Source organism: Pseudomonas sp. 05N434, assembly GCF_056396965.1.
The window spans coordinates 1-12,063 of record NZ_JBFTMK010000138.1 but is presented as its reverse complement, the minus strand read 5'-3'; the positions used below and the strand labels follow the sequence as shown (position 1 = coordinate 12,063).

Genomic DNA, 12,063 nt, shown 5'->3' with positions numbered 1-12,063 from the left:
GCCCTGCTCTACCCCAGCGAACCGCTCTCGCAAGTCGAATTCGTGATGTTCTACGCCAATGAACGGCCGTTCCCGTTTCGCACCCTGGACGACCTGAAAGGCCTGACCATCGGCACCTCGCCGGGCTACCTGTACAGCAAGGACTTCAGCGAATCGACGTTGTTTACCCGGGAACCGGCGCCTACCCATGAAGCCAACTTCGGCAAACTGGTGCGAGGGCGGATCGACCTGTTGATCACCGATCGCCGGGGCGGCCAGCACTTGCTCGATCAACTGGACATCCGCGACAAGATCACCGAGAACCCGACCGTCATCAGCCAGCAGAGCCAGTACCTGGCGGTGCGCCGCAATGCCGGGATGGATTTGCTGGTGCAGCGTTTCGGCGCCGAGCTCAAGCGCTTCAAGCGCGAACCGGCCTACGCCGAACTGAGCGCCCGCTATGGTGCCGGTCCGGCTGCCGAAGCCCGGGCCGCCAGCGCCACCGCAACCGGCGGAAAAACCGTTGAGCAGCAGGAAAGCGGCGCACAGTGATTGCTCTGTTATACTCCGGCCTTCCCGCCAGGCTCACGCCCGGACGCTCGGACTTGTTCAAGGCATCTCGATCCCGCTACAGCGCAGCTTTTCAGCCCGCGCGAGCGCTCCAGACGAGCCTTCGAGGCCCAGCAGGACCGGACGGGATTGCGTCCTCTTAAACGCCATTCGCGCCAGGCAAGACTCCCATTGGGCCAAGCCCTAACTAAAACAGGATTACTCATGTCCTTTGCTTCCCTCGGTCTCTCCGAGGCTTTAGTCCGCGCCATCGAGGCAGCGGGCTATACCGAGCCTACTCCGGTGCAACAGCGGGCCATTCCCGCCGTGTTGCAAGGTCGCGACCTGATGGTTGCGGCTCAGACAGGTACTGGTAAAACCGGTGGCTTCGCCCTTCCGATTCTGGAGCGGTTGTTTCCCAACGGTCACCCGGACAAATCCCAGCGTCACGGCCCGCGCCAACCACGCGTACTGGTCCTGACCCCAACCCGCGAACTCGCGGCTCAGGTGCACGAGAGCTTCAAGGTCTATGCCCGTGACCTGAAGTTCGTCAGCGCCTGCATCTTCGGTGGCGTCGGCATGAACCCGCAGGTTCAAGCCATGTCCCGTGGTGTCGACGTGCTGGTGGCCTGCCCAGGTCGCCTGCTCGACCTCGCCGGCCAAGGCAGTGTCGATTTGTCCCACGTGGAAATCCTCGTGCTGGACGAAGCCGACCGCATGCTCGACATGGGCTTTGTCCATGACGTGAAAAAGGTCCTCGCCCGCCTCCCGGCCAAACGGCAGAACCTGTTGTTCTCGGCGACGTTCTCCAAAGACATCACCGACCTCGCCGGCAAGCTGCTGCACAACCCGGAACGCATCGAAGTCACGCCACCGAACACCACGGTCGAGCGGATCGAACAACGCGTATTCCGTCTGGCCGCCAGCCACAAGCGTTCGTTGCTGGCACACCTGATTACTGCCGGCGCCTGGGAACAGGTGCTGGTATTCACTCGCACCAAGCACGGCGCCAACCGCCTGGCCGAGTACCTGGACAAACACGGCCTCACCGCCGTCGCGATCCACGGCAACAAGAGCCAGAACGCCCGCACCAAGGCCCTGGCCGACTTCAAGGCCGGTGAAGTGCGCATCCTGGTCGCCACCGACATCGCTGCTCGTGGCCTCGACATCGACCAGTTGCCCCATGTGGTCAACTTCGAACTGCCAAACGTCGACGAAGATTACGTGCACCGTATCGGTCGTACCGGCCGTGCCGGTCGTTCGGGCGAGGCGATCTCGCTGGTCGCTCCGGACGAAGAAAAACTGCTGAAAAGCATCGAGCGCATGACCAAGCAGAAAATCGCCGACGGCGACCTGATGGGCTTCGACTCCAGCGCTGTGGAAGCCGAGAAACCGGAAGTCCGCGAGCGTCCGGATGTGCGTAACCCGCGCGCCCCACGTGGCCCACGCGGCGACGGCCCGAACGGCAGCGGTGGTGGTGGCGGTCGTAAAGACAAAGGCAAGGACAAGGGTGGCAAGGAAAAGCCTGCCGCTGGCCGTGGCGAGCGCCCGGCCCGTGAACACAAGCCACGCGAAGGCACTCCGGCCCGCGAGCAACAGCGCCCGGCCCCTCGCGCCGCCGCCGACCGTGCTCCGGACGAGTTCCTGGACGACGATATCGATAACTTCGGTAACCGCGTCGACTACGTGCCTCAAGCCAAACCGGCTCAGGGCCGTGGCCGCCGTCCGGGCGCACCGGCACAAGGCGCTGGCGCTCCGCGCGCCGGTCAGCCACAAGGTCGCCAGAACGGTCCGCGCAACAGCAGCGGCGCAACCACCGGCACCCCACCGGCCAAGCGCAGTGGCCCGCGCAACGGCGCTCCACGTGACGGCCAGGCCCGTCGCGAAGAGTCACGCAACCGCCGTCCGGCCCGTGACGACCAGTCTCGTTCGGAACCGGCCGTGCAGAACCCGCGGAGCCCGGCACCGAAGATCATTCACAAGGAGTCGAAAAGCGATCGCTTCCCGACCCCTGAGCAACTGGATCAACTGCCAGGCCGTCCGCGCGGCGAAAAACCAGCATTGCTGACCCGCAACCGCTGAGTTTTTCAAAACCATGAAAAATGCCCCGGATCGCGAGATTCGGGGCATTTTTTTGGGTACTGCAAACTGCTTTTGCAGGAGCTGGCGAAGCCTGCGATCTTTTGATCTTCAGCGGTGATCCTGAAAAGATCGCAGCCTGCGGCAGCTCCTACATCTCAGCATTACTTCGCTTTGACACCTTCAAACGTCACGTACAGATCGACTGCGTCGGACGCTGGGCCCAGGTCTTTCTGCTTGCCGAAATCGGAACGCTTGATGCTGGTGGTGCCTTCGAAGCCGGCACGGTAGCCGCCCCATGGATCCTTGCCTTCACCCAGGAACGTGGCTTTGACTACGATTGGCTTGGTCACGCCCAGCAGGGTCAGGTTGCCGGTCACGTCGGCAGTGTCTTTGCCCGCGGCGTTTTTACCGGTAGGTTTGACACTGGTGGAGACGAACTTGGCGTCGGCGAATTTGCCCACGTTCAGGAAGTCACCGCTGGCGATGTGCTTGTCGCGTTCGGCGTGGTTGGTGAACACGCTGGCGGTGCGCACATTGAACTCTATCTTGCTGTCTTCAGGCTTGGCAGCGTCGAAGCTGAACTTGCCGTCGATATCCTTGAAGGTACCGATGATGTAGCTGTAGCCCAAGTGGCTGATCTTGAAGTCAACAAAGGCGTGCTGGCCTTCTTTGTCGACCACATAGTCGGCCGCCATCACGTTAGCCGACAGCAGAGCAGAACCGATTGCCAGAGCGGCGAGCGTCTTTTTCAACATGCTTTCTATTCCTTTGGAGTCGAGGTAGAACATCAGGCTTTGCGCCCCAGCATTCGCGTCAGGGTCGCATCACGATCGATAAAGTGGTGCTTCAATGCAGCCAACGCATGGAAACCGGAAAAAATTACCAGCAGCCAGGCCAGGTACAAATGAATCACACCCGCGGTGTCTGCCTGGTCCGGTAGTCCGGAAACCAGTGCAGGAATTTCAAACAGGCCAAACACCGGAATCCCGACACCGTCTGCGGTGGAAATCAGGTAACCGGCGATCATCACAGCGAACAGACTGAGATAAAGGAACGAATGGCCGAACTTGGCGCCAAGGCGGGTCATGCGGCTATAGCTTGGCAAGAGCGGCGGCGGTGGGCTGATGAAGCGCCACACTACCCGCAGCAACATCACGGCAAATAACACCAGACCAATGCTCTTGTGCAGATCCGGCGCGTCTTTACGCCAGGTGCTGTAGTARTCGAGACCGACCATCCACAACCCCAACGCAAACAGGCCGAAGACGGCCAACGCCACACCCCAGTGCATAAAGATGCTGACCCAACCGTAGCGGGAAGAAGAGTTACGTAGCTGCATTGCCCAAATCCTGTAAGAACTGCGCCCAAGACTATCGAGTTATCTATCGATTTAAAGCGGAAAATTTCGCTCTGAAATATCGAGAAATACGATCAAGACCTTGGGGCCGGGAGGTTAAGAGAGTGTTAACCGAAGGAAAAAACCTTCACGCACCCTCCTTATATTCATTTATGAGCCGATACCACTCGTCAGAACTGTCACATTTAACAGTGGCTTTCATTGCTGGTCATTGATGAACTTGAACTTGGACGTCAGTCCAAGCGTCTGAACAGGAGTTCTACCATGAGTCACAATTCGAGTTCATCCCCCGTGATAACACGCAATCAATCCAATTCGATACCCGTAGGGGAAGGACCGCGAGGGATGGCCATCAGCAACGATGGATCACGCGTATTTGTTTGCAATTACATGTCGGACAATGTGTCCGTCATCGACACCCGAATCAAAAAGGTAATCCGTACCATCGCCGTAGAGCAGTATCCCCGAAGCATTGCCCTTGGCCATGAGGGGAAAAGAGCTTACGTGACCAACTACGGTTCAAGTTCGGTTTCGGTTATTGATACCGAAACATACGCGGTGGGTAACATCACGGTGGGTAGACACCCTTGGGGAGTCGTCGCGAGCCGGGACGGGAGGCATGTTTACGTCACCGTACGGCAGGATAAAGAGTGGCTGGCGATAATTGACGCTCGCACTTATGTGGTGAGCAGAGTCCGAGGGTTACCTTCACCGTCCATAAGTGTGGACATCAGCCAGGACGATTCGCGTCTCTATATTTCCAGTACCGATTCCCCTGGTCGCCCTTTTCAGGACGCGCTCACGGTCATCAGCAGCAAGACGTTCGAAGTCATCAACATCATCAAAACCGAAAAATATCCGTCAGCCGTTACTGTCAGTCCCGACGGTAGAAAAGTGTATATCGTGGGTCTGGACGCTCGAAGACTGACCGTGTTGGACACCCGGTCACTGACCACCCGGCATTTCGATTTTGTGGCTTGCGAAGGGGAAATAGTGTTTAGCAAAAAGAACGCTTACGCCGTTGATCACACCGAAAAAGAGGTCGTGGAAGTGAATACCGCCACCCATAAGATTGTTCGCAGGTTTCCCATCCCTGGGGCTATCGACCCGCATCATATGGTTCTTGATCATCATAACTGCGCCTATATCAGCGACTACCAAGGCGACGAAGTCCATATCGTCGATCTACCTTAGTACCAAAGAATCAGCCGGCCTCTACGAGGGTGCAAAGACATAAAAAAAGCGCGGCATCTCTGCCGCGCTTTTTTTGATCCCAAGACTTACTGTGTCTTGGTTTCAGTCGCCACCGGTGCCTTCGCAGCGGTACTCGCCACTGGTTTCTTCACTGGCTCAGCCTTTTTCGCCGTTGCCTTGGCCGGAGCCTTTTTGGCCCCGGTTTTGGCAGCAGGCTTTTTCACTGGCGCTTTGGCCGGTGCTTTCTTCACCGGCTCGGCTTGCGCCGGCACCACTGGCTTCGGTGCCTCAACCGGTGCAGGTGCCGGAGCCGGCGCAGCAACTGGCGCGGGTGCCGGAGCAACGGGGGCCACGGGTTCTGGCGCCTTGGCCGGAGCCTTGTCGGAGCCACCACCAAACATCCGCGAGAAGAAGCCAGGCTTGGTCTCTTCAGCTTTCGCTTCAACCTTCGCAGGTTCTGCCTTGTCGGCCGCTTTATCGGACGAACCACCGAACATGTTGCTGAAGAAATTGCCTTTCTTCGCCACTACCGCGCCTGCCGCCGCAGCGGTCGCTGCCGGCACAACTTTCGCCGGTTCAAACGATTTGCCCGCTGCCAGGTCTTCCAGCTGACTGGCTGCACGCTGACCGGTGCGCAAGGCGCCTTCCAGGGTGCCTGGGTACAAGGTGTCAGTGTGTTCGCCGGCAAAGGCTACACGTTGCAGCGGACGCTCCCACAGGCGCCAGTATTTGCTGATCTGCCCCGGACCGAAGGCCAGGTAAGCGCCGCCCATTGATGGGTCGGTGCTGTAGCGGCGGATTTCATAACCGGTGAACGAACCGCGTGCCTGTGGATAAAAGGCGTGCAGACGAATCAGCACCTGATCGGCCATTTGCTTGTCGCCAAAGGCCTGCATCACCCGCGCGTTGTCGCCGGAAATGTTGATCACCACGTTGGCGCCGCCCTTCAAGGCCGGCTCGATCCACAACATGCCCAGACCGGCGTTGCTGTAGATCTCGCCAGACATGCGCGCCTTGCTTTCCCACACTGGCGTCTTGAACTTCAGCATGATCTGGTCACGCCAGCCGTAGTTGGTGCCCTTGATGGCGCCCATGTGCTGGGCGTCCAGCGCCGGAGTCATCTGGATCTTGCTCAGTGCGCGCAACGGCACGGCCAGCACGACGTAGTCCGCCTGATAGCCAACGCTGCCGACCTTGACACTCACGCCATCCTTGTCCTGGGTAATGGACGAAACCGGGGAACTGGTCTTGATGGTTTTCAGTTGCTTGACGAAGGCCTGGGCCAACACCGGACTGCCGCCGGGCAGGCGCGAGGCGCGCAGATCACGGTCAGCAATGCCACGGTAGACGCGGCTTTGTTGGGCAAAATACAGCAGCGACAGGCGCGAAGGTTCGTCGTAACGGGTACGAATCTCCTGATTCACCAACTGACGCGCAGTGGCTGGCAGATTCAGGCGATCGAGCCAGTTGGCCACGTTGATCTGGTCCAGGGCGAACAGCGTGCTGTTGGCGGCCGGGTTTTGCGGGTCTTCGATCGAGCGCGCCAGGTCATCCAGGGTTTTTTCGTAGCGTTTCAGCGCGTCGCTGGTGGCCGGCTGTTTGGTCGCCAGATCGGCGGCGCTGAAGTATTCACCGTCGATCAGGTAACCCGGGGTCCGCACGAACTCGGGGGCTGGCGTGGTGCTCAGCTTGAACGTCGAGATGTACTTGTTCAAAACCGGTTGGGTCTTGTCGTTGCCGATCCACTCGCTGGTGGCCATGCCGGAACGACCGCCCAGGGTCGGTTTGGCTTCCAGCAGGGTGACCTGCCAGCCTTTGCTCTGCAGTTCGTACGCCGCGGTGAGGCCCGAAAGCCCGCCGCCGACCACGATCGCTGTTTTATCCTTGGCCAGCGCCGAAACGCTGAACAGTCCTAACATCACCAGCGCACAGGCGCGCAGCCAACCAGCAGACATTCAGAGAACTCCGGAAATACACGAGAAAATAGCGGTTTTACGAGTCAGACGACTCAAAGAGCCGCGAAGAATACGTCAGCCATCAAAACGCCGCCAGCGACGTCTATCGTCCTATACAAAGTAGCTCAATCGACACAATGGGTTGTCCCCGTGACGCGCATTGCATAGGCTTGCGCGATTGTTTACCCGCCTACGTCACGGGTAGCCTCGAGGAGACAGAAAATGGGCCTGAATAAACAGTGGATGGAACGCGATCTCGCCGTGTTATGGCATCCCTGCACCCAGATGAAAGACCACGAACAGCTGCCGCTGATCCCGATCAAGCGCGGTGAAGGCGTGTGGCTGGAAGACTTCGAAGGCAAACGCTACCTCGACGCCGTCAGCTCCTGGTGGGTCAATGTGTTCGGCCACGCCAACCCGCGGATCAACCAGCGCATCAAGGATCAGGTCGATCAGCTGGAACACGTGATCCTCGCCGGTTTCAGCCATCAGCCGGTGATCGAGCTGTCCGAGCGTCTGGTGAAGATGACGCCCGAAGGCCTGACCCGGTGTTTCTACGCCGATAACGGTTCATCGTGCATCGAAGTCGCGCTGAAAATGAGCTTTCACTACTGGCTCAACCGCGGCCAGCCGAACAAGAAACGCTTCGTCACCCTCACCAACGGCTACCACGGCGAGACAATGGCGGCGATGGCAGTGGGCGACGTGCCGCTGTTTACCGAAACCTACAAAGCCCTGCTGATGGACACCATCAAGGTGCCGAGCCCCGATTGCTACCTGCGCCCCGAGGGCATGAGCTGGGAAGAACACTCACGCAACATGTTCGCCGCCATGGAGCAGACCCTGGCCGACAACCACGATACCGTGGCCGCCGTGATTCTGGAGCCGCTGATTCAGGGCGCCGGCGGCATGCGCATGTATCACCCGGTGTACCTCAAGCTGCTGCGCGACGCCTGTGATCGTTATGGCGTGCACCTGATCCACGATGAAATCGCCGTCGGCTTCGGTCGTACCGGCACAATGTTCGCCTGCGAACAGGCTGGTATCCGCCCGGACTTCCTCTGCCTGTCCAAGGCCCTGACTGGCGGTTACCTGCCGTTGGCGGCCTGCCTGACCACCGATGAGGTCTACAGCGCGTTCTACGACGACTACCCGACCCTGCGCGCCTTCCTGCATTCCCACAGCTATACCGGCAATCCACTGGCCTGCGCGGCGGCATTGGCGACGCTGGATATCTTCGAAGAAGACAACGTCATCGAGAACAACAAGGCCCTGGCCCAGCGCATGGCCTCCTCCACCGCGCACCTGGCCGATCACCCGAACGTCTCTGAAGTGCGCCAGACCGGCATGGTGCTGGCGATCGAGATGGTCAAGGACAAGGCCAGCAAGACCGCTTACCCGTGGCAGGAACGTCGCGGTTTGACCGTGTTCCAGCATGCACTGCAACGAGGTGCTTTACTGAGGCCGTTGGGCAGCGTGGTGTATTTCCTGCCGCCTTACGTGATTACCCCGGAGCAGATCGATTTTCTGGCCGAAGTGGCCAGCGAAGGCATCGACATCGCCACCCGTGACAGCGTCAGCGTGGCGGTACCGAAGGACTTTCATCCGGGCTATCGCGATCCGGGCTAGCTGCCACTGAGTAGTAACCCTGTGGCGAGGGAGCTTGCTCCCGCTGGGCTGCGTAGCAGCCCCAAAAACCTGACACTGAGGAGTGTCAGGTAAACCTTGCGACCGCTTCGCGCTCGAACGGGAGCAAGCTCCCTCGCCACAAAAGCAACTCGATCCGAACTTACCGTAGAGACCCAAGATGAGACTGTCCCGCTTCTTTATCGACGCCCCTTTGAGCACCGGCGAACACGAGTTGCCCGAAGCCCAGGCGCATTACATCGGCCGTGTGCTGCGCATGGCCGAGGGTGATGCGGTGCAACTGTTCGACGGCTCGGGCCATGAGTTTCGCGGCACGCTGGTGGAAGTCGGCAAGAAGCGCGTGGTGGTGCAAATCGATGAAAGCTTTACCGGTCAGGTCGAGTCGTCGCTGGCGGTCCATCTCGGCCAGGGTTTGTCCCGTGGCGAGCGGATGGACTGGGCGATTCAAAAAGCCACCGAACTGGGCGTCACCGAAATCACGCCGATTTTCACCGACCGCTGCGAAGTCCGCCTCAAGGACGAACGCGCCGACAAACGCCTGATGCACTGGCGTCAGGTGGCGATCAGCGCCTGCGAGCAGTGTGGGCGTTCAAGGGTGCCGGTGATTCATCCGCCATTGCTGTTGGCTGACTGGTTGAAGCAGACCGCGTCGTTTGTAGCCAAGTGACTTGTGGCGAGGGGGCAAGCCCCCTCGCCACAAAAGCAGTCACAAGACGTAGAACCAAATCGCCACAAAGTGCAGCAAACTCCCGGCTATCACGAACAGATGCCAGATCCCATGGGCGTGGCGCAGACGATGGTCGAGGGCAAAAAAGATAATCCCCACGGTGTACAACACCCCGCCCGACGCCAGCAAGGTAAAGCCGACAGGGCCCAGTGCCGCCAGTAACGGCTTGACCGCCACCAGCACGATCCAGCCCATCACCGCGTAAATCACGACCGACAGAATCCGTGCTTCCGAGCGCGGTTTGATCTCTTGCAGGATACCGATCAGCGCCAGCCCCCAGACAATCCCGAACAAGGTCCAGCCCCATGGCCCGCGCAGGGTCACCAGGCAGAACGGCGTGTAACTGCCGGCGATCAGCAAGTAGATCGAAAAGTGATCGACCTTCYGCATGATCGCTTTCTTGCGCCCACGCACGCTGTGGTACACGGTCGAGGCGCTGTAGAGCACCAGCAAGGTAAACGCGTAAATCGCCACACTGACGATCTTCCACGGACTGCCATCCATACTGGCGATCACCAGCAGCCACACGCCCCCGACCAATGCCGCCACCGCCCCAACCAAATGCGTCCAGGCGTTCAATCTTTCCCCGTGATACATGTGTTGCTCACCTCTACGTTCATTACCGCCGCGCGCAAGGCTCAGGCCTCAAGGTTAAAAGCGCAATGTTTCAGAACACAATGCCCCCCTACGAAAGCCATCGAGCCAAACGTTAGCCAATTGGGCACAATCGAGACATTCGAATAAGAGTCTGGCCCATGTTGATCGATGAAGAGTTGACCCTGAAAAAACTCGAAGTGTTCCTGGCCTTCATGCGCACCGGCAACCTGGCCCGCGCCGCCGTCGAGTTGCAGACCAGCAACGTCAGCGTGCACCGCGCCATCCACTCCCTGGAAAGCGCCTTGCGTTGCCCGCTATTCAAGCACGAAGGGCGCAACCTGACCCCGTTGGAAAGCGCTTATGTGCTGGAAGAGCGGGCGCAGAAGCTGATTCAGGACGTGCTCGAAACCGTGCGTCTGACCCGCGAAGCCGCCGGGTTCTCCGCCGAACGCTTCAAGCTCGGCTCGCTGTATTCGCTGACGGTGAAGACTGTGCCGCAGCTGATCATGGGCCTGAAAATCCGCCGTAGCGAACTCAATATCGACCTGATCCTGGGCTCGAACATCGACCTGCTGTACAAGCTCAAGAACATGGAAGTCGACGCGATCCTGGTGTCACTGGACGACAGCGTCAACGACCCAGACTGCGAACAGATCCCGCTGTTTTCCGATGACATCTTCCTCGCCACCCCGGCGGACTCGCCCTTTGCCCAGCGGAGCGAAGTCGACCTGGCCGAGGTGCGCGACGAAACGTTCATCACCTTGACCCAAGGCTTTGCCACGCACCAGGACGGTATTCGGGTGTTCAAGCAGGCGGGGTTCGAGCCGAAGGTGGCGATGCAGGTCAACGACATCTTCACCCTGCTGAGCATGGTCAGCTCGGGGGTGGGTTATGCGTTGCTGCCGGGGCGGATTGCGGCGGTGTATGAGAACCGGGTGAAGCTGATTCCATTGCAGGAAAAGTACCGGTTGCAGCAGCACATTGGCGTGGTATTTCTCAAGGCCAAGGAGCGTGATCCGAATTTGCTGGCGCTGTTGGCGGAGTGCCGGATGTATGCCAATCGCCAGGCTTGAATGTGGCGAGGGAGCTTGCTCCCGCTCGGGTGCGGAGCGCCCGCAAAACCAGGCCACCGGATTTACCTGATACACCTCGGTGGTAGAAGTTGGGGCTACTGCGCAGCCCAGCGGGAGCAAGCTCCCTCGCCACAAGAAGCAGTCATTCGTTAACCAACGATCCCGCGAACAACGAAGTACAGCAACGAAGGCCCAAGCAAGCATCCAAGCCCGGTATGGAACGTCGCCGTCAGCGCGCCATACGGCACCAGCCGCCGATCCGTCGCCGCCAACCCGGCGGTCACACCRCTGACAGTCCCGGCCAAGCCGCCAAATACCATCGCCGAGCGCGGGTTATCCAGGCCCATCCAGCGCGCCGCCACCGGCGTGCCGACCATCACCAGAATCGCCTTGATCAACCCGGTGGCAATCGACAGCGCCATCACATCGGATGAGGCCCCAATCGCAGCACCCGTCACCGGCCCGACGATGTACGTCACCGCACCCGCGCCAATGGTGGTCATGCTGATCGCATCGCGATAACCGAACACCCAGGCAATGCTCGCCCCGACAATGAACGGCAGAATCGTGCCCAGCAGCAGCGCGATGACGCCAATCATCCCGGCCTTTTTCGCTTCGGTGGCCTGCACCTCGAACGCCGTGGCAACGATGGCGAAGTCACGCAGCATGGCGCCGCCCATCAAACCGATGCCAGAAAACAGTGACAAATCCGCCAGGCCTTTTTGCCCGCCGGTCATGGTGCCGCCAACCCAGGCCAGCACCAGGCCGATGACGATGGCAATCGCCGAGCCATGAATCCGCCCGAAAGTCAGGCGCTTGGACAGAATCACCGACACCCACATGATTACGCCAACAAACGCGAATGCCGTGACCAGACTGTTATTTACCAGGCCTTTCTCAATG

Annotated in this window: 10 protein-coding genes and 1 pseudogene; 6 read left to right on the top strand and 5 right to left on the bottom strand. The window is 59.6% G+C overall.

The features are described 5' to 3' along the window. Positions 1 to 531: substrate-binding periplasmic protein (locus AC1DLB_RS11460; protein ID WP_477785022.1), on the top strand; the 531-nt coding region annotated here is incomplete at its 5' end. Positions 532 to 753: 222 nt separating this feature from the next. Then, positions 754 to 2,610: an RNA helicase RhlE2 gene (locus AC1DLB_RS11455; RefSeq protein ID WP_018928737.1), complete on the top strand. Its 1,857-nt coding sequence runs from the start codon at positions 754 to 756 to the stop codon at positions 2,608 to 2,610. A gap of 161 nt (positions 2,611 to 2,771) precedes the next feature. Here the strand turns inward: AC1DLB_RS11455 and AC1DLB_RS11450 are convergent, their stop codons facing one another. Together AC1DLB_RS11450 and AC1DLB_RS11445 are read right to left on the bottom strand one after the other, a co-directional pair. Next, the gene (locus AC1DLB_RS11450) at positions 2,772 to 3,365 is read right to left on the bottom strand and encodes a YceI family protein (RefSeq protein WP_018928736.1); all 594 of its coding nucleotides are present in this window, start codon (positions 3,363 to 3,365) and stop codon (positions 2,772 to 2,774) included. A 32-nt stretch (positions 3,366 to 3,397) separates the two neighbouring features. Continuing rightward, positions 3,398 to 3,949 (bottom strand): cytochrome b, encoded by a 552-nt coding sequence (locus tag AC1DLB_RS11445; RefSeq protein WP_018928735.1) that lies wholly within the window; start codon positions 3,947 to 3,949, stop codon positions 3,398 to 3,400. Between the two features lie 363 nt (positions 3,950 to 4,312). On the opposite strand from AC1DLB_RS11445, the gene AC1DLB_RS11440 reads away from it, so the two are divergent. Further along, on the top strand, positions 4,313 to 5,161 hold the full coding sequence (locus AC1DLB_RS11440) for a YncE family protein (RefSeq protein ID WP_477743630.1): 849 nt from the start codon (positions 4,313 to 4,315) through the stop codon (positions 5,159 to 5,161). An 86-nt stretch (positions 5,162 to 5,247) separates the two neighbouring features. Here the strand turns inward: AC1DLB_RS11440 and AC1DLB_RS11435 are convergent, their stop codons facing one another. Beyond that, positions 5,248 to 7,116 (bottom strand): flavin monoamine oxidase family protein, encoded by a 1,869-nt coding sequence (locus AC1DLB_RS11435; RefSeq protein WP_477743629.1) that lies wholly within the window; start codon positions 7,114 to 7,116, stop codon positions 5,248 to 5,250. A 222-nt stretch (positions 7,117 to 7,338) separates the two neighbouring features. Between AC1DLB_RS11435 and AC1DLB_RS11430 the strand changes: the two genes are divergently transcribed. Together AC1DLB_RS11430 and AC1DLB_RS11425 are read left to right on the top strand one after the other, a co-directional pair. After that, the gene (locus tag AC1DLB_RS11430; RefSeq protein WP_018928732.1) at positions 7,339 to 8,745 is read left to right on the top strand and encodes an adenosylmethionine--8-amino-7-oxononanoate transaminase; all 1,407 of its coding nucleotides are present in this window, start codon (positions 7,339 to 7,341) and stop codon (positions 8,743 to 8,745) included. Between the two features lie 178 nt (positions 8,746 to 8,923). After that, positions 8,924 to 9,403, top strand: a pseudogene (locus AC1DLB_RS11425) (16S rRNA (uracil(1498)-N(3))-methyltransferase); the annotation flags it as partial. 66 nt (positions 9,404 to 9,469) lie between these two features. Here AC1DLB_RS11425 and trhA read toward each other — a convergent pair. Next, positions 9,470 to 10,087 carry a PAQR family membrane homeostasis protein TrhA gene (gene trhA, locus AC1DLB_RS11420; RefSeq protein WP_477785021.1) on the bottom strand — a complete coding sequence of 206 codons (618 nt, stop codon included), beginning with the start codon at positions 10,085 to 10,087 and terminating at the stop codon, positions 9,470 to 9,472. A 158-nt stretch (positions 10,088 to 10,245) separates the two neighbouring features. Here trhA and AC1DLB_RS11415 point away from each other — a divergent pair, with 158 nt between their 5' ends. Continuing rightward, positions 10,246 to 11,160: a LysR family transcriptional regulator gene (locus AC1DLB_RS11415; protein WP_019580637.1), complete on the top strand. Its 915-nt coding sequence runs from the start codon at positions 10,246 to 10,248 to the stop codon at positions 11,158 to 11,160. Between the two features lie 149 nt (positions 11,161 to 11,309). Here the strand turns inward: AC1DLB_RS11415 and madM are convergent, their stop codons facing one another. After that, entirely contained in the window at positions 11,310 to 12,062 is a 753-nt protein-coding gene (madM, locus tag AC1DLB_RS11410; RefSeq protein WP_477785020.1) for a malonate transporter subunit MadM, read from the bottom strand. Position 12,063: the final 1 nt, after the last annotated feature.